The sequence below is a fragment of the Microbacterium sp. NPDC080005 genome (assembly GCF_040702445.1).
In the GTDB taxonomy this organism is placed as follows: Bacteria; Actinomycetota; Actinomycetes; order Actinomycetales; family Microbacteriaceae; genus Microbacterium; species Microbacterium oleivorans_D.
The window spans coordinates 490,940-514,936 of sequence record NZ_JBFBLD010000001.1 but is presented as its reverse complement, the minus strand read 5'-3'; the positions used below and the strand labels follow the sequence as shown (position 1 = coordinate 514,936).

The following is a 23,997-nucleotide window of genomic DNA, read 5'->3' as shown; positions in this document are numbered from 1 at the left end:
GGTCCGATTCCAGCGCCCGCGGGTGGTGGTGCGCAGTCCGTCATGACATCCTCTGTCTGTGATCTCAGACAAGGCGCGGGCGCCGGTGGCCGATCGGCCGAAAGTCCCGGCGGCGGATCAGACGCTCCGCATCCTCACGTTCCTCGCCCATCAGCGAGGACCCGTCGCGGCACAGACCATCGCGAGCCAACTCGACCTGCCGCGCTCGAGCGTCTACCACCTGCTCGCGGCGATGGAACCCCACGGCTTCGTCGTGCATCTCGAGGGCGACCGCCGCTGGGGTCTGGGCACGGCGGCGTTCGAGCTCGCAGGCGGGTACGCCCGGCAGGAGCCCCTCGCCCGGCTCGGCCGCCCGATCGTCGCGCAGCTCGCCGACCGGGCGGGCGAGAGCGCGCACCTGGCCGTCATGACGGGCCGCGACGTGCTGTACATCGTCGAGGAGCGCGCGCCCCGTCGGCCCGCGCTCATCACCGACGTCGGTGTGCGCCTGCCCGCGCACCTCACCGCGACGGGCCGCGCGATGCTCGCCGCCCTGCCCCGCGAGCAGGTCCGTGCGCTGTTCCCGGACGCCGCATCCCTCTCCACCCAGCGCACGGGACGCGGCCCCGGACGGCCCGCCGAGCTGCGCGAGCTGCTGCGGCAGACCCGAGCCGCCGGCCACGCGAGCGAGGACGGGGAGGTCACACTCGGCTTCCGCTCGGTCGGCGTCGCCGTCCGGGACCACGCCGACTGGCCCGCTGCGGCCATCGCCGTCACCTGGCCCGAGGACGCCGCCGCCGACCCGGAGCGGCTCGCCGCGCTCGCGGCGGACGCCGCCGCCGAGCTCTCCCGCCGCATCGGACGCCGCTGACCGCGCCGGATGCGGGACCGCCGCGCCGTACCTCCTCCGTCGATTCAGCCTCGAGGCGGTTGCGCGCTCCTCTCCGGCCATCGAGCCGCGGTCGCGGCAGGCGCGCCCGCACCAGCGCCGCAGCATCCGACTGCGCCGCGCACGCAGCATCCGGCAGCCCTACCGCGCCGACGGTCAGCGCAGAACGAGGCGCGGCTGCACGAGCACGTGACCCTCGCTCTCCCCCGCGGCGCGGCGCTCGATGCGGCTCCCGCCGCCCATGAGCAGGTCGAGGGTACCGGCGGCGACGAGTTCGGGGAGCTGTTCGACGCTCGAGAGGCCGAGGGCCTCGACCGCAGGGGTGTTGTCGAAGCCGATGATGAGGACGTCCGACCGCTGCGCCGCGACCGCGGCGACGTGCGCCCCGACGGCGAGGGTGTCGCTCGCGCACACGATCGCATCGACCGCGGTGGACGCCAGCAGCGTGCTCACCTGCGCGCGGGCCTCGGCGACCTGCTCCTCGGCGGACAGACGCAGGTCGGGGCGGGCACCGGCATCCGTCATCGCCTCCCGCCATCCTCGCTCGCGGTCATCGCCGGTCGGCGAGCCGGCGGGCCAGCCGAGGAACGCGACGCGCGGGCCGACGGTGAGCGCGTGCTGCGTCGCCGCGCGGGTACCCGAGGCACCGTCGACGTCGACCCAGAGATGCGCACTGTCCTCGGGCGCGGCGACGTCCCACGGGCGGCCGAACGACACGAACGGCACGCCGCGCTCGGTGAGCCAGGTCAGTCGGCGGTCGCCGTACCGGGTGCCGGTCACTACGACGGCCTCGACGTCGCCGGCGTCGACGAGCTCGGACATCCGCCGGATCTCCTCGTCCTGATCGGATGCCGCGTACACGAGCACCCGCAGACCCCGGTCGCCGGCGCGCTCGGTGAGCGCGTGCACGAAGCGGTCGAGCACGACCCCCGAGATCCCGCCCGCATAGGGATCGAGGTGGATGCCGATGGTCGCGCTGCGGCGGGTGCGCAACCGCCGCGCCGAGGCGTGCGGCGAGTAGCCGAGCCGGGTGATGGCGTCCTGCACCCGTTCGCGGGTGGCGGTCCTGACGATCGTCGGAGTGTTGAGCACGTTGCTGACCGTCTGCCGCGACACACCCGCCAGGGCGGCGACGTCCTCGATCGTGATCGACTTCTCACTCACCGGCGCACCCCCCCCTTGACAGTGACGGACCCAGCCTCTTACGTTGGGCATCATTCCACAATTTGATCGTTCAAAGTCGACCGAGATCAGCACGGCCGGAACGATCGAACGGCACCGGGATCGAAGGAGATACGGACATGCGACACAGCAGATGGATGGCCCTCGGCGGCATCGGGATCGTGGCGACACTCGCTCTCGCCGGATGCGGCGGCTCGGGCTTCGACGACGGACCCGCCGCCTCGGGTGGCGCCGGAGAAGGCGGCGGCGAGCTCACCTCGTCGGACGACGCGCTCACGATCATGATCGGCTCGTCCGGCGACGCCGAGACGACGGCGGTCAAGGACGCCGTCGCCGCATGGTCGGAGGAATCCGGCGTCGACGCCGAGGTCGTGGCGGCCACCGACCTCACGCAGCAGCTCTCGCAGGGCTTCGCCGGCGGCAACCCGCCCGACCTGTTCTACCTCGCCACCGAGCTCCTCGCGGGCTACGCCGACAACGGCTCCGTCATCCCCTACGGCGACATGCTCGAGAACAAGGACGACTTCTACCCGTCGCTCGTGCAGAACTTCACCTACGACGATCAGTTCTACTGCGCTCCGAAGGACTTCTCGACGCTGCAGCTCATCATCAACAAGAACCTGTGGGATCAGGCCGGTCTGACGGATGCCGACATCCCCACCGACTGGGATTCGCTCGCCGCCGCGGCGCAGAAGCTCACCTCGGGCGACACGACGGGCCTCGTCTTCAGCGGCGAGTACCAGCGCGTGGGCGCCTTCATGGCGGAGGCGGGCGGTCGCCTGGTGTCCGAGGACGGCACCTCCGCCGTCGCCGACAGCCAGGAGAACATCGACGCGCTGACCTACGTCAAGGAGCACCTCGCCGACGGCACGTTCGCGTACGCCGCCGACGTGGGTGCCGGCTGGGGCGGTGAGGCGTTCGGCAAGCAGCTGGGCGCCATGACGATCGAGGGCAACTGGATCACCGGCGCGCTCGGCGACTACCCCGACGTCGACCCGCTCGTGGTCGAGCTCCCCGCCGGCCCCGCCGGCAAGGGCACCCTCCAGTTCACGAACTGCTGGGGCATGGCCGCCGACAGCCCCAACCAGCAGGCCGCACTCGACCTGGTCGAGTACCTCACCAGCGCGGAGCAGCAGCTCGCCTTCTCGAAGGCGTTCGGCCCCATGCCGTCGGTGCAGTCCGCTGCCGACCAGTGGACCGCCGACAACCCGGACCTCGCCGCCTTCCTCGCCGGTGCGGACTACGCTCAGGGCGTCCCGACCAACGACGGCGTCTCGGATGTGTTCACCGACTTCAACGCGCAGCTCGCGACGCTGAAGGACGGGGACCCGGCGACGATCCTGCAGTCGGTCCAGGGCAACCTCGAGGCGATCGTCGGCTGACATGTCGACGCCCGTCGCCACCGAACGGGCACCCGAGAAGCCTCCTCGCCGCGACCACCGCTCCCGCGGTCTGCGTCGCGGCGAGGGGGTCGCCGGGTGGCTCTTCGTCTCCCCCGTCGTCGTCATCCTCGGGGTGTTCCTCTTCCTCCCCGTCCTCATGGCGCTCTGGGTGAGCGTCTCGGATTGGGGCGGCCGGGGCAGCCCCCTCTCCCCGAACGTCAACTTCGTGGGTCTCGACAACTACGCCGAACTGACCTCGGGTCAGGGACTGCGCAGCCGCGACTTCGGCACGGCACTGCGCAACAACGCGTGGTACGTGTTCCTCGTCGTGCCGTTGCAGACCGCGCTCTCGCTCTTCCTCGCGGTCCTGGTTAGCCGGCGCATGATGCGGGCGCGCGGCTTCTTCCGCACCGCCTTCTACTTCCCGTCCGTCACGAGCTCGGTCGCGATCACGGTGCTGTGGATCTTCCTCTTCAGCGCGGCCGGCCCCGTCAACGCCCTGATCGCCGCCGTCACCGGCGGCGAGGGTCCCAACTGGTTCAACGACCCCCGCGGCATCGTGCACCTATTCCTCGGACTGTTCGGGGTGGATGCCGCACCCGCGGCGATCTCGCAGCCCGGGTTCCTCGGTCTGTCGGGCTGGGACTGGATCGCCGGCCCGTCCGTCGCCATGAGCGCCTTCATCCTCATGGCCGTCTTCACCACGAGCGGCACGTTCATGCTGCTGTTCATCGCCGCCCTCCAGAACGTCGGCTTCGAGCTGACCGAGGCGGGCATGATGGACGGCGCGAACGCGTGGCAGCGCTTCTGGCGCATCACCCTGCCCCAGCTGCGGCCCACCCTGTTCACCGTCATCACGCTCGGTCTCATCGGCTGCTGGCAGGTCTTCGATCAGATCTACACGGGCACGAAGGGCCAACCGGGCAAGACGACGATCACGCCCGCCTATCTGTCGTACACGTCGGCCTTCAGCAACCAGGACTGGGGCATCGGCGCGGCGATCGCGTTCATCCTCTTCCTCATCATCATCGCCTTCACGCTGTTCCAGCGGTGGATCCTGCGGGAGCGACCCGTCTCGAAGCGACGCATCCGTGCGTACACCCCGAAGGGAGCACGGTCGTGACCGACAGCCGGACCCTCGCCCGTACGAAGACGCTCACCGACGCCCCGATCGACGCCGCCCCGTCGCGACGCCGGCGTCCCACCCCGCGCTCGGTGCCCGGTCAGGTGATGCTCTACGCGGTCCTCGCGGCGCTCGCGCTCGTGTACATCTATCCGTTCCTCGTGCAGGTGGCGACCTCGTTCAAGAGCGAGCAGGAGGCGGCATCCAATCCGATCTCGCTCATCCCGCAGACCTTCACGACGGCGGCGTACGAGCGGCTGTTCCTCAACAGCGACTTCCCCCTCTGGTTCGCCAACTCGGCGGTCGTCACGATCCTCGTGACCCTCGGGCGCGTGTTCTTCGTCTCACTCGCCGGCTACGCGCTCGCTCGCCTGACCTTCCGCGGCCGCAGCGTCATCTTCGCGCTGGTGGTCGCGGTCATGGCGGTGCCGGCGGTCGTGCTCCTCATCCCGCGCTTCCTCGTCCTGAACCAGCTCGGCATGTACGACTCGTACGCGGGCATGATCCTGCCGCTGCTCGTCGATGCGGCGGGCGTCTTCATCATGAAGAACTTCTTCGAGTCCATCCCGCCCTCGGTCGAGGAGCAGGCGCGCATCGACGGCGCCGGGACGTTCCGCGTGTACTGGTCGGTCGTCCTGCCGATGGCCCGCCCCGCGCTCATCACCATCGTGATCCTGTCGTTCCAGGGATCATGGAACGAGCTGACGCATTTCATCGTGTCGGTTCAGGACCCGGGCCTGTTCACTCTCACTCGCGGTGTCGCCAGCCTGTCATCGGGACAGTTGAGTCAGGGCACGCAGTATCCGCTGAAGCTCGCGGCCGCGGCGCTCATGACGATCCCCGTCGCCGTCGTCTTCTTCCTCTTCCAGAAACGCATCATGAACACCTCCGAAGGAGCAGTCAAGGGATGACCGCAGGCCTCCAGCCTTTCCTGTCCGACGCCGTCGTCGCCCTCCGCGCCCCCACGCAGGTGTGGTCGCGGCCCGACGGTGAGATCGGCGCGGGCGCGATCGACGGGGTCTTCCACGGCGACACCCGCTTCGTCCGCGCGACGCGTGTCCGATACGGGGCGGATGCCGCGGCCCACGCGCCGGAATGGATCTCGAGGTCGGCGGACTCGGCATCCGACGTGCGGTTCGAGGCGTTGCTCCGCCGCCTGGACGACCGGACACCCGACCCGAAGATCCGGCTGACGCGCCGACGGATCGTCGGCGACGGACGCGTCACCGAGGAGTTCACCCTCGTGTCGCACCTCGACGAGCAGGTCCCGCTCATCCTCGAGGTGGCCGTGACCCCTGATGCGACCTCGATGCAGGACGTGAAGTCGGGAGCCGCCCCGCTGGCCGCGGTCGAGCGGACGTTGGCGGGGGACGTCGCCTCGCTCACCGCCGGCGACGCATCGATGCAGCTGTCGGCGCCCGGCGCCGACGTCGCCGCAGCCGAGGACGACATCGTCCTCACCTGGCGGCTGGAGTGCCCGCCGCGGGCCCGGATGACGGTGTCGTGGCACGTCGACCTCGAGGATCCGTCGCTCGTCGTCCGCGGTACCGCGCGCGACATCGAGTGGCTCGTGCCCGAGACTCCGGGCGCGGACCCGCGGCTGCACCGCTGGCTGGCGCAGGCGCTCGGCGACCTCGATGCGCTGCGCCTCACGCTCCCCGGGAATCTCGACGAGTTCTTCGCCGCCGGCGCACCCTGGTTCTTCACGCTCTTCGGGCGCGACTCGCTGTGGGCGGCGCGGCTGTTCCTCCCCGTGGACCCGGGCATGGCGGCATCCACTCTGCGCGTCCTCGGTCGACTGCAGGGAAGTGCGGCGGACCCCGAGACGGCCGAGCAGCCGGGCAAGATCGCGCACGAGCTGCGCGCGGGCACTCTGACGATGCCCGGCGAGGGTATCTCGCTGCCGCCCCTGTACTACGGCACGGTCGACGCGACCCCGCTGTGGGTGACCCTTCTGGCTGAGGCCCACGAAGCCGGGATGCCGGAGGCCGAGGTCCGAGACCTCCTCCCGACGATGCACGACGCCCTCGACTGGATGGTCGCCGCGGCCAACGCGGACGGTTTCCTCGACTACGTCGACGAGACCGGGCACGGGCTCTCGAATCAGGGCTGGAAGGATTCCGGCGACTCGATCCAGTGGCGCGACGGGTCGCTGGCCGCCGGTCCCATCGCCCTGTCCGAGGTGCAGGGCTATGCGTACGAGGCAGCCGTGAAGGCCGCCGACCTGCTCGACGCGCTCGAGGAGGACGGGGCTGAGCGGCTGCGCGCCTGGGCGGCGGAGCTGCGCACACGGTTCCGCGATCGCTTCTGGGTCGAGACGCCCGAGGGCCGCTACCCCGCGATCGCGCTGGATCGCGACGGCCGTCCGGTGGACACGCTGACCTCGAACGCCGGACACCTGCTGGGCACCGGCATCCTCGACCCGGAAGAGGAACGCGCCGTCGCCGATCTGCTCGTCGGACCGTCGATGTCGTCCGGTTTCGGCCTGCGGACCATGTCGACGGATGCCGGTGGCTACTGGCCGCTCAGCTATCACGGCGGGAGTGTGTGGGCGCACGACACGGCCATCGTCGCGCGCGGCATGGCGGAGGCCGGACTGCACCGGCACGCCGCCGTGCTCGTCGACGGAATGCTCGCCGCCGCCGAGGCGTTCGGGTACCGCATGCCGGAGCTGCACGCCGGCGACGCCGCGAGCGACGTCGCCGTGCCGGCCCCGTACCCGGCGGCGTGCCGTCCGCAGGCGTGGTCGGCGGCGGCTGCCGTCGTGTGTCACGAGATCGTCACGCGCACCGGCTGACAGATCCCCCGGTTCGGGTGGAGACTGACTTCCGACTCGATCCCCCGGAGGACGCATGGCGCGGAGATTCGCCTCGATCGCGGACCACATCGGCAGGATGGGACGCACCCGGACGGGCGCCCTGCTGCTGCTCATCGCGACGGCCGCCGCCATCGTGTGGGCGAACGTGTCCTCGGGCACCTATCACGGGTTCTGGGAGACGCACCTGTCCATCGGACTCGGTGACATCCGGCTCGATTTCACTCTGCACGCCCTGGTGAACGACGCCCTCATGGCGATCTTCTTCTTCACCGTCGGCCTCGAGGTCCGGCGCGAGTTCGCGATCGGCGAGCTGACCAGCTGGTCGCGCGCTGTCGTCCCGGTCGTCGCCGCGGTGGCGGGTCTCGCCCTGCCGGCGCTGCTGTTCGTCCTCATCGCCGGTCCCACCGGGAACGCGGATGCCTGGGGCGTCGTCATCTCGACCGACACGGCCTTCCTCGTGGGCGCCCTCGCGCTGATCGGGCCGCGGGGGTCCGGACGTCTGCGCGTGTTCCTCCTCGCTCTCGCGGTCGTCGACGACATCGGGGCACTCAGCATCATCGCCCTCGTCTACACCGACACATTCACCCCGATGCCGCTGCTCATCGCCGCGGTCGGTCTCGTCGGCATCTACTTCGTCCGCTACCTGCGCGGCGGGCGTGGGCCGATCTACGCCACCCTCGCGATCGTCGTGTGGCTCGCCTTCCTCGCCTCCGGGGTCCATCCGACCCTCGCCGGTGTCGCGATCGCGCTCCTCGTGCCGGTCTACCGCCCCGACCGCCGCGACGTGGAGCACGCCCTCGAGCTCGCCCGGACGTTCCGCCAGTCCCCCAGCACCGAGTACGCCCGTGCGGCGGCGAACAGCCTGCGCGAGTCGATCTCGATCAACGAGCGACTGCAGACGGCATACGCCCCGTACGTCGCCTACGTGATCCTGCCGCTGTTCGCCCTCGCGAACGCGGGCGTCACCCTGAGTCCCCAGATCCTGGCGGCGGCCGCGGTGTCGCCGCTCACCTGGGGCATCGTGGTCGGCCTCGTCGTCGGCAAGTTCGCCGGCATCTGGGGGTCGACGGCGGCGCTCAAGGCGCTGCGCGTCGGCGACTTCGGCCCGGGTCTCTCGCTCGACCGCATCGCCGGCGGCGCCGCCCTCGCCGGCATCGGCTTCACCATCTCGCTGTTCATCATCGACCTCGCGATCGAAGACCCCGACGCGCAGAACGAAGCGCGGGTGGGGGTGCTCGCGGCATCCGTCCTCGCCTTCGCACTCGGGGCGCTCGTCTTCCGCGTCGCGGACGCGCGTCACCCCGAGGAGGAGGTCGGACAGACGCTCGTGCGGCCCGTCGACCCCCGTCGCGATCACATCTTCGGCTCGCTGGACGCCCCCTACGAGATTGTCGAGTACGGCGACTTCCAGTGCGGATTCTGCCTCAAGGCGTCCGGCTCGATCCAGGAGGTGATGGCCGAGCTCGGACCGAACCTGCGCTACGTCTGGCGGCACGCGCCGCTCACCGAACAGCACCCCAACGCCCTCGCGGGCGCCGAGGCCTCGGAGGCCGCCGCGAAGCAGGGCAAGTTCTTCGAGTTCGAGCGCGGGCTGTTCGCAGACCAGGACAACCAGCTGCCCTCCGACATCGTGCGGCTCGCCGAGAAGCTGGGGCTCGACGTCCCGAGGTTCGAGCGCGACCTCACCTCGCCGGACGTCGCCGGTCGCGTGCGCGACGACATGTTCGACGCCGAGGCGATGAACATCCGTTCCGTGCCGACGTTCTTCGTCAACGGCCGCCGGCACACGGGCCCGTACGACGCACAGACGCTGATCCGCGCGCTCCAGTGGGACGCCGACGCGCCCGTCGCGCCGGCGGGTCGGTAGGTTGATCGACATGATCGACGAGACCGCTCCCCTCGCGATGGACGCCATGATGTCGCCCGACCTGTCAGACGCGCACTGGCGCCGGCTGACGGCCGCCGCCGTGCCGCAGGACGTCGAGGTCGGGGACTACGTCTTCCGGACCGGCGAAGCCGGGTACGACCTGATCTTCGTCGAGACCGGCGAGGTCGAGATCGTCCGTGACGCCCTCCGGTGGGTCGGCGAGGCGGTCATCACGACGGTCGGACCGGGCAGGTTCGCGGGCGAGCTCGGCATCCTGAACGGGCAGCCCGCCTTCCTCTCGGCGCGCGTGACGACGGCGGGTCGTGTGCACCGCCTCTCCCGCGCCGCGCTGCGCGAGATCATGAGCGAGGACGACGAGCTCTGCGACCTCATCCTGCACGCGCTGTGGGCCCGCCGCGAGTCGCTTCGCAAGGGACCCGCGGCGCTGACGCTGAAGTTCGTCGGAACGACCACCTCGAACGACTTCCTCTCGTTGCGTCGCTTCGCCGAACGCCTCGATCTCGTGCACAAGGCGGTCGCCGTCGCCCCGGACGAACTGGCGACGCTCGACGGTCACGACATGTCGCCCGAGGATCTGCCGGTCGCGTACATCCAGGGCGAGCCGATCCCCCGCGCCACCCCCGGGCTCGTCGCCGAGCGGCTCGGACTCAGCTACCAGGCCGAGTCCGACGAAGTGGTCGATCTCGTCGTCGTGGGGGGCGGGCCCGCCGGACTCGCCGCCGCGATCTACGGTGCGTCCGAGGGCCTCAGCACGGTGCTGCTCGACGCCGTCGCGCCGGGCGGGCAAGCCGCATCCACGTCCCGCATCGAGAACTTCCTGGGGTTCCCCTTCGGTGTCAGCGGCGGCGACCTCATCGGGCAGGCCGTGCTGCAGGCGCTGAAGTTCGGTGTGCGCGTGTACGCGCCGTGCGAGGCCGTCGCGCTCGACCAGGTCGGCGCAGACCTCCTCGACGTGGCCCTCGCCGACGGTCGCGTCATCCGCACGCGGAGCGTGATCGTCACCTCCGGCGCCGCCTACCGCCGCCTCGCGCTCGACCACTGGGAGGACTTCGAGCGCTCGGGCATCTACTACGCGGCGACGCCGCTCGAGCTCCGGCAGGTGCAGGGCAAGCCCGTCGTCGTCGTCGGCGGAGCGAACTCGGCCGGGCAAGCCGCCCTCTACCTCGCCGCGCACGGCTCCCCCGTGCACCTCGTCGTCCGCGGCACCGACCTGCGCGCGCGGATGTCGAGCTACCTCGCCGACCGGCTCGCCGAGGATCCGCGGGTGCGGCTGCACACCGCATCCCAGGTGACGGGGCTCGACGGCGACGGCACCCTCGGATCGGTGACCATCGACACGGCCGGCGCGGTGGACGCGCGCGGCCTGTTCTGCTTCATCGGGGCGGACCCGGCGACCTCCTGGGTGCCCACTCTCGACCGCGACACGGACGGCTTCATCCGCACGGGGACGGATGTCGCGGTGCAGTCGATCGCGCAATGGCGAAACCTCGGCCGCGAACCCTTCCCGTTCGAGACGTCCGCACCGCGGGTGTTCGCAGCGGGCGACGTCCGCCGCGGGTCGATGAAGCGTGTCGCCGCCGCGGTCGGCGAGGGTTCCAGCGCCGTCGCCTCCGTCCACCGCGCGCTCGCCTACTGACCGGAAGGAACCGGATGAGCTCCGACATCGACACGAACGTCGCCCCCTCGGGCAGCGGCTGCCACGAGTGCGACGAACAGTCCGGGTTCTGGGTGCACCTGCGACGCTGCGCGTCGTGCGGTCACATCGGATGCTGCGACACGTCGCCCGGACAGCACGCGACGGCGCACTATCGCGAGACGGGGCACCGGCTCATCCAGAGCTTCGAACCGGGCGAGGACTGGTACTGGGACTACGTCGACGAGGCGATGTTCGAGGGCCCGGAGCTGGCGCCGCCCACGAGCCACCCCGCCGACCAGCCCTCCCCCGGCCCTCGGGGACGCGTGCCGCTGAACTGGCGCGAGCTCATCCACACCTGAGCACGACGCGGTTCGTCAGACCACGGAGACGACCCGGCCGCCGGTGAGGCGGACGAGCTCGTCGAACGTCATCGGGAAGACGGTGTGGGGGGTGCCGCCCGCCGCCCAGATCTGCGGATACCGGGCGAGGTCCTCGTCGACGAGGGTCTCGAGCGGCGCCGGGTGTCCGGCGGGGGCGACCCCTCCGATGGCCTGACCCGTCGCCTCGCGGACCTGCTCGGGTGTGGCCCGGCTGATCCTCCCGCGCCCGATGCGCCCGGCGAGGGCGGCGGTGTCGACCCGATGGGCACCGCTGGTCATCACGAGCAGCGGGGCGCCGTCGCACTGGAAGACGAGGCTGTTGGCGATCGCCCCGACCTCGACCCCGAGGGCGGCGGCGGCCAGCACCGCGGTGGAGGCGGCGTCCGGGAGGACGACGATCTCGCCGGGGATGCCGGCGGCGCGAAGGGCGTCGTGGACGAGGCGACTGCGGGTGCTCAGGTGCTCGGTCATCGGTCAGCCTTTCGCGAGGATCTCACCGTGGGGCATGAGCAGCCAGCCGTCCTCGGACGCCGCCCACTCACGCCATCCCGCCGAGATGCGCTCCAGGTCGGTACGGTCCGCGAGGCCCTGCTCGAGCGCGTGGTCGGCGTACGAGGAGTGCAGCACACGGTCGGCCCACGACCCGCCCCACCACGCTCGCTGCTCATCGGTCTCGAACAGCCACGTCGACGCGCTGACGGTCACGTCGGCGAAGCCGGCGGCCCGAGCCCACGCCTTCAGGCGTCGCCCGGCCGACGGCTCTCCGCCGTTGTTACGTCCCATCCGCAGCAGGAGGTCCAGCCACTCGTCGAGTGCGGGGATGTGCGGGTGGATGATGATGCCGGCGTAGTCGACCTCGCGCGCGGCGACGAGTCCGTCGGGTCCTGCCACGCGACGGAACTCGCGCAGGGCGTCGACGGGGCGGGCGAGGTGCTGCAGGAGCTGATGCGTGTGCACGATGTCGAAGGAGCCGTCCGCCGCGTCGAGGCGGTACGCGTCCGCGGTCTGGAAGGTGACGTTCGTGACGCCCTCGGCGGCGGCGTGGGCCTGCGCTTGCGCGACGACGTCGGCGGACGCGTCGAGTCCGACGACGCGTCCGGGCGCGAGGCGGCGCGCGAGGTCGACGGTGATGGTGCCGGGCCCCGACCCGACGTCGAGGAGCGAGGCGCCGGGACGCAGATGCGCCAGCAGGTACCCGACCGAGTTCTCCGCCGTCCGCCAGGTGTGCGCCCGCAGCACGCTCTCGTGATGGCCGTGGGAGTACCGCTCGGTCTGCATGGTGCACAGCCTAGGCGGCGAGCGATATGCGAGGCAGAATGATGACGGATGCCGCAGATCGGCGGCATCCGCACCGCAGTGCCCACAAGGCCCGCCGAGAAGGAATGCAATGTCGCACACCCTGCCCCTGCCCGATTTCGCCCATGAACGTGTGGAGGTGATGACGGGCCGGCGCAGCGGACTCGTGATCACCGTCGCCCTCCACTCCTCGACGCTCGGACCCGCCCTCGGCGGCGCCCGTCTGTGGCGCTACCCGCGCTGGTCGGACGCGATGGGCGACGCCCTGCGCCTGTCGGCGGCGATGACGCTCAAGAACGCGACGGCGGGACTGGATGCCGGTGGCGGGAAGTCGGTCATCGCCCTCGGCGAGGCCGACACCCTCGACGCCGACCGTCGGCGTGCGGCGTTCCTCGACCTCGGCGACGCGGTGGAGTCTTTCGGCGGCCAGTACCGGACGGCGGAGGACGTCGGCTCGACGACCGACGACATGCTGGTCGTCAGCGAGCGCACGACCCACGTGGTCGGTCTGCCCGACTCGGTGGGCGGCTCGGGCGAACCCGCCGGCCCGACGAGCCGCGGCGTGTACGCCGCGCTTCGTGCGACCCTCGAGCGGATCGCCGGTTCGGGTGATGTGGCCGGACGCCGCATCACGATCTCCGGGCTCGGCCAGGTCGGCAGCCGCCTCGCCGTCCGCCTGTCGGGCGAGGGCGCACTGCTCACCGTCACGGATGTGAACCCCGCCAAGATGTCGCTGGCCGCCGAGCTCGGCGCGACCTGGGTCGAACCCGGCACCGAGCACCTCGTCCCTGCGGACGTGTTCGTGCCCGCGGGTATCGGCGGCGTGCTCGACGACGACGTCATCGACGCGCTGGCCGCGAGGGCGGTCTGCGGACCGGCGAACAACCCGCTCGCCGAGCGCGCGGGTGCCGCGCGCCTGGCGGACCGCGGCATCCTCTACGCCCCCGACTTCGTCGCGAACGCAGGCGGCGTCATCTACCTCGACGTCGAGGCGCGCACTCCCGGCCACCGTGACGAGATCGCGACGCGCATCGACGGCATCGGCGACACCCTGCGGCGCCTGTTCGACGACGCCGCCGCGCGCGGCGTCACCCCGCTCGACGCGGCCGAGGCCTACGCGGCCGAGCGGCTCTCGGCCGGAAGGCGCGAGCCGGCGGCGGTCTGAGGGACCGACACAGGGGCGGATGCCGGGACTCACCGGCATCCGCCCCTTTACGTCGCGCGCGGGTGCGGCCATACTGGGTCACCACCGGACTTGTACATATGTACAACTTCCGCGTCTCGACAGAGGAGGCCCCATGCCGGGAGCGATCGTCATCACCGGAGCGAGCTCGGGCATCGGCGCCGGGTTCGCCCGCCGGTTCGCGGCGCGAGGCAGAGACGTCGTGCTCGTCGCGCGCCGCGCGGAGCGCCTCGAGTCGCTCGCCGACGAACTGCGGGGGCTCCACCGCGTCGAGGCGACCGTCCTCGCCGCGGATCTCGCCGATCCGGCGGCACCCGCGGCCATCGCCGCCGAACTCACCGAGCGCGGCATCCACGCCGCGGGCCTCGTCAACAGCGCCGGGTTCGGCACCGCATCCGCCTTCGTCGACGAAGACGCCGCGCGCGTCGCCGCCGAGGTGCAGGTCAACGTCGCGGCGCTGACTCTGCTGACCCGCGCGCTCCTCCCGCAGCTGATCTCGTCGCGCGGAGTGCTCGTCAACGTCTCGAGCAACGCGGGACACCAGCCGCTCCCCGGTCTCGCCGTCTACGCCGCGACCAAGGCGTACGTCACCTCCCTCACCGAGGCGATCTGGCAGGAGACCCGCGGGACGGGCCTCACCGTCCTCGCGCTGTGTCCCGGCCCCACCGAGACGGAGTTCTTCGCAGCCGCCGGCTCCGAGACCTTCAAGGTCGGTGCGACGAAGTCGGTCGACGAGGTACTCGACGAGGCCTTCGCCGTACTCGACTCCTCGAACCCCTCCCCGGTCCGCACGGTGGGCGCGGCCAACCGTCTGCAGGGCTGGGTCGCGCGGGTCTCCCCCCGCCGGGTGCGCCTCTGGGTCGCGGCCCGCGCCGTGGGGAGCGCCTGATGCGGCGGATGCCACCCGAAGAGCGTCGGGACGAACTGATCGCCGCGGCCATCCGCGTCATCGCCCGGCGCGGTGTCGCTGCGGCGACGACCCGCGCGATCACGGCCGAGGCGGGCATGCCGCTCGGCGCGTTCACGTACATCTTCGGCACACAGGACGCGATGATGTCCGCGGTGATCGACACCGTCATCGAGCAGGAACGCTTCGCGGCCGAATCGCGGGCCATCGACCCGACATCGATGACCGCCGCCCTGCGGTCGGGTCTCGAGGGCTACATCGATCTGCTCGAGAGCGACCCCGACCACGAGATCGCGCTCCTGGAGCTCGCCCTCGTCGCGCGTCGCCGCGATCCCGCCGGCCAGATGCGCGCGCAGTGGCAGACGTACCTCCGCGCCGCCGAGCAGGTCCTCGTCTACGCGGCGGAGATCACGCACAGCCGGTGGACGCAGCCCGTCGCCGACCTCGCACGTCACCTCGTGGTGGTCGTCGACGGCATCACCACGACGTGGCTCGCCGACGGGAACACGGATGCCGTGCGCCGCACGGCGGCGTTCGCCGCCGCCGCCCTCGCCGCCGCATCCGCCCCGCTCGGGGCACCGACCGAAGGGACCACCCGTGCTGACTGAGATCGACGACCGCGTCCTCGCCGCGGTCAACCTGCACGCCGTCCTCGGCGCGCTGCCGCGGCTCGCGGACGTCGCTCCCGAGGCGTCGAGTCTGCTCGCGGACCTGCCACGGCCCGTGCTGCTGACCGTCCGTGTCGTCGGTGGCGACACCCTCCGCCTCGTGTTCGCGCGGGACGGTGTCCGCCTCGCCGACGGCGACCCCGCCGGCGCGACGGCGGCCACCCTGGTGTTCCGCTCCCCCGCCCATCTGAACGCGGTCCTCGACGGCCGCGGCTCGCCGCTCCCGCTCGCAGGCCCCGCGGGGCTCCGCTTCCTCGTCCGGGCGTTCACCCCGCTCAGCGACCTGCTCGGCCGGTACCTGCGGCCGTCCGACGCCGACCTCGCGGATCCCGTCTTCACCGAGACGCACCGCACGATGCTGCTCGAGGTCGCGGTCGGGGCGATCACGGTCGTCGCGAACCGCGACCGGTCGGGCCGCTTCAGCGCGGCGCAGATGACCGACGGCGACCTTGACATCGCCGTCGGCGACGCGCTGCGACACCGGCTGCGCGTGCGGGACCACCGGCTCTCGCGCATTCCGGTGACGGAGACCGCGCCGCGGGCCATCTTCCGGTTCGCGGATCTGCAGACCGCCGGTGACGTCCTCGCGGGTCGCGAGAGCGCGCTCGCGTGCGTGGGCGACGGGCGCATCGCCATCCGCGGCTACATCCCCCTCGTCGACAACACGAGCCGCATCCTCGACCGCGTCGGCCACTACCTCGGAAAGTGAGCGCCTCCGTGTACACCTTCGACAAGAGCCTCGCTGCCTTCCGCCGCGCCCAGCGGGTGATCCCGGGCGGCATCCCCGGCCACCTCGGTCCCACCGAGGGACTGCACCTCCCCCACGAAGGGTTCCCGAAGTTCGCGATCCGCGCCGAGGGCACCCGGTTCTGGGATCTCGACGGCAACGAGTTCATCGACTGGATGTGTGCCTACGGACCCAACGTCCTCGGGTACGACGACCCCGACGTGGCCGCCGCGGCTCGGGAGCAGGCGAAGAAGGAGGACGTCGTCTCGCTCCCCTCGACGGTGATGATCGACTTCGCCGAACTGCTCGTCGATCAGGTCGCCAGCGCCGACTGGGCGATGTTCGCCAAGAACGGCGGCGACACGACGACGCTCGCGATCATGACCGCCCGCGCTGCGACACTGCGCAAGAAGGTCGTCTTCGTGAAGGGGTTTTATCACGGCGTCGCCCCGTGGACGCAGAAGCTCGACTACCCCGGCGTCCTCGAGGAGGACGTCGCGAACAACCTGTACGTCCCGTGGAACGACCTCGACGCGCTCCGGCGCCTGCTCGCCGAGAACCGCGGAGAAGTCGCGGCCCTCATCTCCACGCCTTACATGCACGGCAACTTCGTCGACAACGCGCTGCCGGCGGAGGGCTACTGGCAGGCGGTGCGGAAGCTCTGCGACGAGCACGGCGTCGTGCTCATCATCGACGACGTGCGCGCGGGCTTCCGGCTCGATCTCGCCGGCAGCGACCACTACTTCGGGTTCGAGGCCGACCTCATCTGCTTCTGCAAGGCGCTCGCCAACGGGTACAACGTGTCGGCGCTCCTGGGCAAGGACTCGCTGAAGGAGGCGGTGAGCTCCATCACCTACACGGGCAGCTACTGGATGAGCGCCGTTCCATTCGCGGCGGGGATCGCAACGCAGCGGAAGCTGCGTGACCTCGATGCCCCCGCGCTGTTCGACCGGCTCGGGCGACGTCTCACGGACGGGCTGACCGAGGCCGCATCCGATGCGGGCTTCACCCTCGTGCCCTCGGGCGCGCCCGCGCTGTTCTATCTGCGCGTGACCGATCCGGAGGATTCGCTCATGCTGCATCAGGACTGGATCGCTGAATGCGTGAGGCGCGGCGCCTACCTCACCTCGCACCACAACCACTTCCTGAACGCGGCGGTCACCGAGGCGGATGTCGACCGCACCGTCGAGATCGCCGCAGACGCTTTCGCGGCAGTTCGTACGCGTCACCCCGCGGCGGTGTGAGGGTGACCGGCACCATCGCGCGGGCGACGACCGGCGGCGTCCTCGCCGTTGCGGGGGTGTACGGGCTGCAGGGCCTCGGCTACGCGGTCATCGTGACCGCGCTGCCGGCGTTCCAGGAGCGCACCGGACTGGATGCGACCGGCATCGCGGTGATCCTGCTGGGCGTGTGCGTCACCGCCGCCCTCGGCTCGTTGGCCGCCGACGTGATCGCGCGGCGCGCCAGCAGCCGCCACGGGGTCATCGTCGGCCTGTCGCTGCAGGCAGCGGGCCTCGTCGCGACGGCGTTCTCCCCCGGGACCGCCGCCCTCGCGGCATCCGTCCTGCTCTACGGACTCGGGCTCGGCCTGATCGACGCCTCGTCGAACATGCAGGGGGTGCTCGTCCAGCGGGGGCGCGGGACGCCACTGCTCGGACGGTTCTTCGCGACCCTCACGACCGGCTCCATCGTCGGGGCGCTCGGAATGGCCGGGATCCTCACCGCTGGCGCGCCCGCGTTCGCGGCGCTCGTCGCAGCGGCGGTCCTGCAGGTCGTCTTCGTCGTCGCGTTCTCCCGGCTGCTCAGCCGCCAGCGGGCCGCGCGCAGCACCGAGTGGAGCGGCCCGCGCCGCCCCCGGCTCGACGGACGCGCGATCACCGTCGTCGGTCTCGTGATCCTCGCCGCCTACACCGTCGACTCGGCTGTCAGCTCGTGGAGTTCCGTGCACCTCCTCGCCATCGGGGCGGCAGGGGCCCTCGCGCCGGTGGGTCTCGCGGCCTACCAGGGGGGCGTGCTCGCGGCGCGACTGGCGACGGATGCCGTGGTCCGCCGCCTCGGCCGCGGCCGGCTGCTCGCGGCCGGCCTCCTGCTCGGCGTCGTCGGGGCGATCGTCGTCGCGGCGGTGCCCTCCCCGGTCGTGTCGATCGCGGCCTTCGCCGTGAGCGGTCTCGCCGTCGGAGCCCTCGTGCCGATCGCGTTCGGTCTCGCCGGTGCGATCGACCCGGCCCGCAGCGACGAGGTGATCGCCCGCGTCAACCTCTTCAACTACGCCGGCGCGGTCCTCGGCGCCGTCGGCGTCGGTGTGCTCACCGACGTGACCGGATCAGGCCTCGCGTTTCTCCTGCCGGCGTTGCTTCTCGTCGCCGCGGTCCCGGCCTGGCGGCGCACCGCCGCCTGATCCGGTCAGGCGCCGAGCGACGCGCGCAGCGCACGCTCGAGCTCCGCGAGCAGGAGCACCCGCTCCGCCTCGGACGCGGCGAACGCCTCGTGCAGCACGGCGTCCGCCGAGGCGAACGCGACCCGTGCGACAGCGGCGCCGCGCTCGGGCTCGACACCGTCCAGGACCCCCGCCAGGCGCAGCAGGCTGTGGACGCGGTCGGCCATCGCCCGCTTGTGTCGGCGCCGCGCGGCGTCCGCCTCGGCCGAGATCGCCACGGTGCCGAGCGAGCGGGCCGAGCTCTCGTCGAGGTACACGTCCGCCACGGCGCGCAGCACCCGCCCGACGGGGTCCGCCGTCCGCGGATCGTCCCGCATGCGGTCGATCGCCTCGTCGAGGAGACGTTCGAGGCGCTCGTGGTAGCGCGCGACGATGGCACCGAGGATCGCCTGCCGGTCGGGCAGGTACTGGTACAGGGCGCCCACGCTGACGCCGGCCTCCGAAGCGACGCGGGGCAGGGTGATCACGTCGACGCCCTCGCGGAGGACGAGGTTCTCGGCGGCGACGATCGCGCGCGTCAACTTCTCTCGCGAGCGCTGCTGCGTGGGTGTGCGGCGCAGCGCGATCGACGCCCAGTCCTGGGCCGTGCCGGCATCCGTGTCGTCAGGGGTGTCCATGCGAATCAAACTTGACTTTGATTAGGGGTGGCGGCAACGTTAGCAGCATGACGACGACGTCGCACCATCACGATCTCCGTGCGTCCGTGGCCGCGGCATCCCGCACCCTCGCCGAGCACGGTCTGCTCATCGGAACCGCCGGCAACGTCAGTGCCCGGCGCGGCGACGTCGTCGCCGTCACGGCCACCGGTGCGGTGCTGGCGGACGCGACCGTCGACGACGTCACGGTCGTGGATCTCGACGGCGCGGTGATCGAGGGATCCCTCGCACCCACGTCCGAGCTCGCTCTCCATCTCGGCGTCCTGCGTTCCGCGCCCCCCGAGCGCGTGTCCGCCGTCGTCCACACCCACGCGCCGAACGCGACCGCGCTGTCCCTCGTGCTCGACGAGCTGCCCGTGATCCATTACCAGCAGCTCACGCTCGGCGGCGCGCTGCGCGTCGCCCCGTTCCACGCCTTCGGGACGCCCGAGCTCGCCGCGGCCGTCGGCGCAGCCCTCGACGGCCGGCTCGCCGCACTCATGGCGAACCACGGCGCCGTCGCCCTGGGACCCGACCTCACCGGCGCGATCGGGAACGCCCTGCTCGTCGAATGGCTCGCCGACCTGTATCTGCGCGCCGCAGCCGCGGGTGTTCCGCGTCCGCTGGACGAGGCGCAGCAGCGGGCCGTGATCGCACACGCGACCCGGCTCGGCTACGGCGCGACGAAGCCGGTGTCGGCGTGAGCGGCGTGGGCGGACTCGTCGCGCACGGGCGCTCGGCCGACGTGCACTCCTACACCCCCGACCGGATCCTGAAGGTGTACCACGACGAGTGGCCGGACGACGCGATCGACCGCGAGGTCGAGGACGCCACCGCCGCATCCGAACTCGGGCTCACGCCCATCCGATGCCACGGCAGAGCGGATGCCGGCGGTCGCCGCGCGGTCGCGTTCGACCGCATCGACGGCGTCGCGCTCACCACCGTCGCGGAGAAGAATCCGCTGCGGATGCGACGGGTCGCCCGATCGCTCGCCCGCGAGCACGCCCGCATCCACCGCGTCACGACCGACCGCTTCCCCGACGTCCGCGACGTCGCGGCGGAACTCGTGGGCACCGCCCCGTTCGGGGCGTTGTCCGCGCGCGAGCGCAGCGCGCTGCTCGATCACCTCGCCTCGCTCCCGGGCGGGGACAGTGCGCTGCACCTGGACTTCCACCCGATGAACGTCTTCCGCCACGGCGGCGGCATCGCGACGATCGACTGGCAGTCCACGGCGTGCGGCGACCCGGCGGCCGACGTCGCCATGACGCGGCTGCTGTTCACCGAGGCCGAACTCTTCCCGGGCGCCACGCGCGCTCAACTGCTCGTCTACGGTGCGGCGCGCGGCGCGATGGGGCGGATGTACCTGTCGGAGTACCTGTCCGTGACGGGTGTCACCACCGCGCGACTCGACCGATGGGCGACCGCTGCGCGGGTCCTGCGGCTCGGCATGCTCGACATCCCCAGCGAGCGGGAGCGGCTGCTCGGCGGCATCCGCTCGGTGATCACGCGATGACCACCACCGTCCGGCGCAGCCTCCCGAGCGGCGGCGAGACCGTCGACGTCCTGATCGTCGGAGGTGGGATCACGGGGGCCGCGATGGCGTACGAGGCGGCGAGCCGCGGCATGTCGGTCGCACTCGTCGAGCAGGGGGATTTCGGCGCGGCGACCTCCGCCGCCACGGGCAAGCTCATCCACGGCGGGCTGCGGTACCTGAAGAACCTCGAGGTGGGCCTTGTCCGCGAGTCCCTCGCCGAGCGGCGCATCCTCTCGCGCATCGCCCCGGGGCTCGTCTCGCCCATCGCGATGGTGCTCCCTGATCCGGGACCGATCGAGCACCTCGGCCTGACGGCGTACGACCTGCTGTCGTTCGACCGCAGTCGGGTGCCGGAGAGTCATCGCATCCCTCGTCATCGCAGCCTCAGCCGCGACGAGCTGCGCCGACGCGGGCTCGGACACCTCGAACACGGCATCCTGTTCCACGACGCGATGATGCTCTCCCCCGAACGGCTGACGTTCGCCTTCGTCCGGTCCGCCGTGGCGCACGGCGCGCAGGTCGCGAATTATGCCCGCGCCGACGGGCTGGTCGCGGCATCCGGTCGTGTCCGCGGCGCGCGGGTCACGGACCTCGTGACGGGGACGCAGCACGAGATCAGGGCGCGGATCACGGTGAACGCGAGCGGCCCCTGGGCTCACGACGTGCTGGCGGCGGAGGGACTGCTGCGGGATGCCGCGGGCCCGCGCCCCGCGGTGCGCTCGGAGGGCATCTACCTCCTCACGAGGCCGATCACCGAGACGATGGTGCTGACCGTCTCCTCCGGCGGCCACTTCAGTTTCGCGCCGTGGCGCGGACGGACGCTCATCGGCCCGACCGAGACGCCGTACCAGGGCGAGGTCTCGCAGTGGCGGTTGACGCGGGAGTCGATCGAGCGGTTCCTCGATGAGATCAACGCGGCGGGTCGCCTGCCCGTCGACCTGTCGTTCGCCGATGTCGTCGCGGCCTACGGCGGACTCCGCCCGCTGACCGAGACGAGCGGCACCGACACCTACCGCGCCTCGCGCGCATCGGAGATGGTCGACCACGCGCAGGACGGCGTTGCCGGCATCGTGACGGCCACGGGCGGCAAGTACACGACCGCGCGCGCGTTCGCCGAGAAGACCGTGCCGGCACTCGCCCACGCGATCGGGCGGACCGCGGCGCCGAGCCGCACCGCCGACGTCCCGCTCGACGGCGCCGATCTCGCCGACACCGGCACCTCGGATCTCGTCGACCGCCTGTACGGATCGGATGCCGGTGCCCTCCGGGCCGTCGCCGCGGAATCCGTCCTGCTGTCACGGCCGGCGACCGACGACGGGGAGCTGCTCGCCGGCGTCGCGTTCGCGGCCCGGCACGAATCGGTGCAGCACCTCACCGACATCCTGCTGAACCGCACCGGCATCGGGCGGCGCGGGGATCCGGGTGAGGACGTCCTGTCGGCGGCCGCGGACATCGCCGGCACCGAGCTCGATTGGACCCCGGATCGTCGCGGCGCCGAGCTCGACGCCGCGCGCGCGGCGGTGCGCCTGCCGGACTAGATCCGGTCGAGCATCTCCTCGACGAGCGTGTCGATGGTGAGGTCCTGTCCGGTCGCTCCGACGATCGCCGGACCGGGCTTCGCCGCCGGAACCGTGTGACCGCCACCCTCGACGGTGACGAGCGACACCACGGGCGCGTCGCCGTCGCCGTAGTCGGTCCGCGTGGTGCGCGTGCGCTGACCCGCGCGTGCGGGCGGGATGGGGACCACTCGCGGCGCGGTCGTGACACCCGCGCGGGCCGCGAAGTACTGGGCCGTGGCGGGAGCGGACAGCGAATGACCGTCGACGCGGAACAGCGTTCGCGCCCACCACGCCATCCGCCCGCCGCGGTAGGGGGCGATCGGGTCCGCCGTCCCGGCGACGATCGTGACAGGCGCCGAGACGGCCGCAGTCTCGGAGAACCCGGCCAGGAAGTCTTCACGCACGGGCATCGTCGTCGCGACGACGACGGCGCCGGCTGCGAGCTCGGGGACGTCGTGCAGCAGGCGGAGGACCAGCTGGCCCCCGTTCGAGAACCCCGTGAGCACGACGCGCGCCGGATCGATGGCGTGCGTGCGGTGCAGGCGTTCGACGACCGCGTGGGCGAAACCGACGTCGTCGACGTCCTGCTGCCGTGCCGGGAACCGGCTGCCGCGCCGGGCGTCGTTCCAGTTGCCGCGATGGCCATCGAGGTACGCGACGACCGCTCGGCCGTCGGCGGCGAGCCGGTCGAGGGCGCCACCCGTCATCCGGCGGTGCGTCTCCCCCGTCTGCCGCGACCCGTGGAAGACGAGGACGAGGGCTCGCCCGGATGCCGCGCGCGGCTCCCCGACGACGGTGAAGGTGCGCTCGCGATCCCCCAGGGCGAGAGTGTCGCGGTGCGCGGTCACGGATCGATCTGTCTGCGTCATGCGTCTCACGCTAAACTTTGACACCGTGTCAAGGTCAAGCGAGACGATCCGTATCGGCGAACTCAGTCGCCGAAGCGGCGTGAGCCCTCGTTCACTGCGGTACTACGAGCAGCACGGACTGCTCACCTCCCACCGCGCCGACAACGGCTACCGCGAGTACGACCCCGCGGCCGTCGTGCGGGCGAGCGCCATCCATCTGCTCTTCGACATGGGCTTCCCGCGCGACGTCGTCGCGTCGGTCCTCACCTGCATCGGGGACGTCCCGGCCGAGACCCATGATGCGGTCCGCCGACGACTCGCCGAGGTGCGAGACGATCTCGAGGCGCAGATGGTGAGACTCGCCGACACGCATCGGCGGGTGAGCGCGTTCCTCGACGCTCCCTGAGGCTACGGGGCGGCGGCCCGGTCGGCCGCGACGTACGCAGCCACCGCGCAGGCGGCGACGATCACGTGCATGACCATGAGCCCCAGGATGGCCGGCGGGTTCGACCCGGGGATCACCGGGAAGGCGACCAGCAACACGTCCGGCACGAAGGACGCGACGAGGACCGCGGGGACGAGCACGGCGAGGACGCGCCGCGGGTTCTTCGCCCGCGCGCGGACGAGTCGCCAGCCGATCCATCCCACGGTGATGCCGATGACGCTGAACAGCGCTTGCGCCGGAACCGAGAGGGGGCCGAAGTCGGCGGGCGCCCCCAGCGAGATCGCGACGGCTGCCGCACCCGCATTGAGCAGGACGGCGACGATCGTCGCCGCCGCGAGCAGCAGGGCGGTGCGCGGGCGCAACCGCGTGATGGGCTTCGGCGCGGAAAGAGTGGCCATGACGTCTCCGATCGCGAGGCGGTGGATATCGGTTCCGATCAGTACCGATACGGATACGGTACCGCTGGGAACCGGTAGATATA

The 23,997-nt window shown here is 71.7% G+C and carries 24 protein-coding genes; 18 read left to right on the top strand and 6 right to left on the bottom strand.

Annotation, left to right across the window (positions count from 1 at the left end; all coding sequences use genetic code 11):
• Positions 1 to 58 precede the first annotated feature (58 nt).
• Positions 59 to 850, top strand: coding sequence for an IclR family transcriptional regulator (locus AB0259_RS02500; RefSeq protein ID WP_366220824.1), 792 nt, complete (start codon positions 59 to 61; stop codon positions 848 to 850).
• Between the two features lie 174 nt (positions 851 to 1,024).
• Here the strand turns inward: AB0259_RS02500 and AB0259_RS02495 are convergent, their stop codons facing one another.
• Positions 1,025 to 2,032 carry a LacI family DNA-binding transcriptional regulator gene (locus AB0259_RS02495; protein WP_366220826.1) on the bottom strand — a complete coding sequence of 336 codons (1,008 nt, stop codon included), beginning with the start codon at positions 2,030 to 2,032 and terminating at the stop codon, positions 1,025 to 1,027.
• A gap of 137 nt (positions 2,033 to 2,169) precedes the next feature.
• On the opposite strand from AB0259_RS02495, the gene AB0259_RS02490 reads away from it, so the two are divergent.
• The 7 genes from AB0259_RS02490 to AB0259_RS02460 are packed head-to-tail and all read left to right on the top strand — an operon-like array spanning position 2,170 to position 11,256.
• Positions 2,170 to 3,432, top strand: coding sequence for an extracellular solute-binding protein (locus AB0259_RS02490; RefSeq protein ID WP_366220827.1), 1,263 nt, complete (start codon positions 2,170 to 2,172; stop codon positions 3,430 to 3,432).
• Position 3,433: 1 nt separating this feature from the next.
• Positions 3,434 to 4,555 carry a sugar ABC transporter permease gene (locus AB0259_RS02485; protein WP_251579765.1) on the top strand — a complete coding sequence of 374 codons (1,122 nt, stop codon included), beginning with the start codon at positions 3,434 to 3,436 and terminating at the stop codon, positions 4,553 to 4,555.
• On the top strand, positions 4,552 to 5,466 hold the full coding sequence (locus tag AB0259_RS02480) for a carbohydrate ABC transporter permease (protein ID WP_251579763.1): 915 nt from the start codon (positions 4,552 to 4,554) through the stop codon (positions 5,464 to 5,466). Before AB0259_RS02485 ends, AB0259_RS02480 begins: the two co-directional genes overlap by 4 nt.
• A complete protein-coding gene (locus tag AB0259_RS02475) occupies positions 5,463 to 7,352 on the top strand; it encodes a glycogen debranching N-terminal domain-containing protein (protein WP_366220872.1) in 1,890 nt (629 codons plus the stop codon). Before AB0259_RS02480 ends, AB0259_RS02475 begins: the two co-directional genes overlap by 4 nt.
• A gap of 55 nt (positions 7,353 to 7,407) precedes the next feature.
• The gene (gene nhaA / locus AB0259_RS02470) at positions 7,408 to 9,240 is read left to right on the top strand and encodes a Na+/H+ antiporter NhaA (protein WP_251579759.1); all 1,833 of its coding nucleotides are present in this window, start codon (positions 7,408 to 7,410) and stop codon (positions 9,238 to 9,240) included.
• A 10-nt stretch (positions 9,241 to 9,250) separates the two neighbouring features.
• Positions 9,251 to 10,897 carry a cyclic nucleotide-binding domain-containing thioredoxin-disulfide reductase gene (locus AB0259_RS02465; RefSeq protein WP_251579757.1) on the top strand — a complete coding sequence of 549 codons (1,647 nt, stop codon included), beginning with the start codon at positions 9,251 to 9,253 and terminating at the stop codon, positions 10,895 to 10,897.
• A 14-nt stretch (positions 10,898 to 10,911) separates the two neighbouring features.
• Positions 10,912 to 11,256: a UBP-type zinc finger domain-containing protein gene (locus AB0259_RS02460; RefSeq protein WP_251579748.1), complete on the top strand. Its 345-nt coding sequence runs from the start codon at positions 10,912 to 10,914 to the stop codon at positions 11,254 to 11,256.
• 15 nt (positions 11,257 to 11,271) lie between these two features.
• Here the strand turns inward: AB0259_RS02460 and AB0259_RS02455 are convergent, their stop codons facing one another.
• A complete protein-coding gene (locus tag AB0259_RS02455; protein ID WP_251579746.1) occupies positions 11,272 to 11,748 on the bottom strand; it encodes a YbaK/EbsC family protein in 477 nt (158 codons plus the stop codon).
• 3 nt (positions 11,749 to 11,751) lie between these two features.
• Positions 11,752 to 12,555 carry a methyltransferase domain-containing protein gene (locus AB0259_RS02450; protein ID WP_366220875.1) on the bottom strand — a complete coding sequence of 268 codons (804 nt, stop codon included), beginning with the start codon at positions 12,553 to 12,555 and terminating at the stop codon, positions 11,752 to 11,754.
• A 109-nt stretch (positions 12,556 to 12,664) separates the two neighbouring features.
• On the opposite strand from AB0259_RS02450, the gene AB0259_RS02445 reads away from it, so the two are divergent.
• From AB0259_RS02445 to AB0259_RS02420, 6 genes are all read left to right on the top strand, one after another.
• Positions 12,665 to 13,738, top strand: coding sequence for a Glu/Leu/Phe/Val dehydrogenase family protein (locus AB0259_RS02445; protein ID WP_251579742.1), 1,074 nt, complete (start codon positions 12,665 to 12,667; stop codon positions 13,736 to 13,738).
• Between the two features lie 133 nt (positions 13,739 to 13,871).
• Positions 13,872 to 14,645 (top strand): SDR family NAD(P)-dependent oxidoreductase, encoded by a 774-nt coding sequence (locus AB0259_RS02440; RefSeq protein ID WP_366220876.1) that lies wholly within the window; start codon positions 13,872 to 13,874, stop codon positions 14,643 to 14,645.
• An 8-nt stretch (positions 14,646 to 14,653) separates the two neighbouring features.
• Entirely contained in the window at positions 14,654 to 15,271 is a 618-nt protein-coding gene (locus tag AB0259_RS02435; RefSeq protein WP_251579732.1) for a TetR family transcriptional regulator, read from the top strand.
• The gene (locus AB0259_RS02430) at positions 15,261 to 16,040 is read left to right on the top strand and encodes a hypothetical protein (protein WP_366220878.1); all 780 of its coding nucleotides are present in this window, start codon (positions 15,261 to 15,263) and stop codon (positions 16,038 to 16,040) included. The genes AB0259_RS02435 and AB0259_RS02430 overlap by 11 nt, the downstream gene beginning before the upstream one ends.
• Positions 16,037 to 17,302, top strand: coding sequence for an aminotransferase class III-fold pyridoxal phosphate-dependent enzyme (locus tag AB0259_RS02425; RefSeq protein WP_366220880.1), 1,266 nt, complete (start codon positions 16,037 to 16,039; stop codon positions 17,300 to 17,302). Before AB0259_RS02430 ends, AB0259_RS02425 begins: the two co-directional genes overlap by 4 nt.
• A gap of 2 nt (positions 17,303 to 17,304) precedes the next feature.
• Positions 17,305 to 18,456, top strand: coding sequence for an MFS transporter (locus tag AB0259_RS02420; RefSeq protein ID WP_366220882.1), 1,152 nt, complete (start codon positions 17,305 to 17,307; stop codon positions 18,454 to 18,456).
• Between the two features lie 5 nt (positions 18,457 to 18,461).
• Here AB0259_RS02420 and AB0259_RS02415 read toward each other — a convergent pair whose 3' ends face one another.
• The gene (locus AB0259_RS02415) at positions 18,462 to 19,112 is read right to left on the bottom strand and encodes a TetR/AcrR family transcriptional regulator (protein ID WP_251579723.1); all 651 of its coding nucleotides are present in this window, start codon (positions 19,110 to 19,112) and stop codon (positions 18,462 to 18,464) included.
• Between the two features lie 47 nt (positions 19,113 to 19,159).
• On the opposite strand from AB0259_RS02415, the gene AB0259_RS02410 reads away from it, so the two are divergent.
• From AB0259_RS02410 to AB0259_RS02400, 3 genes are read left to right on the top strand one after another with little or no spacing between them, the layout of a single operon-like run.
• Positions 19,160 to 19,834: a class II aldolase/adducin family protein gene (locus AB0259_RS02410; protein WP_366220883.1), complete on the top strand. Its 675-nt coding sequence runs from the start codon at positions 19,160 to 19,162 to the stop codon at positions 19,832 to 19,834.
• Positions 19,831 to 20,643, top strand: a complete 813-nt coding sequence (locus tag AB0259_RS02405; protein ID WP_366220885.1) for an aminoglycoside phosphotransferase family protein — start codon at positions 19,831 to 19,833, stop codon at positions 20,641 to 20,643. The genes AB0259_RS02410 and AB0259_RS02405 overlap by 4 nt, the downstream gene beginning before the upstream one ends.
• Positions 20,640 to 22,202 carry a glycerol-3-phosphate dehydrogenase/oxidase gene (locus AB0259_RS02400; RefSeq protein ID WP_366220887.1) on the top strand — a complete coding sequence of 521 codons (1,563 nt, stop codon included), beginning with the start codon at positions 20,640 to 20,642 and terminating at the stop codon, positions 22,200 to 22,202. The genes AB0259_RS02405 and AB0259_RS02400 overlap by 4 nt, the downstream gene beginning before the upstream one ends.
• Here the strand turns inward: AB0259_RS02400 and AB0259_RS02395 are convergent.
• Entirely contained in the window at positions 22,199 to 23,092 is an 894-nt protein-coding gene (locus tag AB0259_RS02395; RefSeq protein ID WP_366220889.1) for an alpha/beta hydrolase, read from the bottom strand. The two genes, AB0259_RS02400 and AB0259_RS02395, sit on opposite strands and share 4 nt — an antisense overlap.
• On the opposite strand from AB0259_RS02395, the gene AB0259_RS02390 reads away from it, so the two are divergent.
• Positions 23,091 to 23,477, top strand: coding sequence for a MerR family transcriptional regulator (locus AB0259_RS02390; protein ID WP_366220891.1), 387 nt, complete (start codon positions 23,091 to 23,093; stop codon positions 23,475 to 23,477). The two genes, AB0259_RS02395 and AB0259_RS02390, sit on opposite strands and share 2 nt — an antisense overlap.
• Positions 23,478 to 23,479: 2 nt before the next feature.
• On the opposite strand, the gene AB0259_RS02385 is transcribed toward AB0259_RS02390, so the two are convergent.
• Entirely contained in the window at positions 23,480 to 23,914 is a 435-nt protein-coding gene (locus tag AB0259_RS02385) for a DUF6069 family protein (protein ID WP_366220893.1), read from the bottom strand.
• Positions 23,915 to 23,997: the final 83 nt, after the last annotated feature.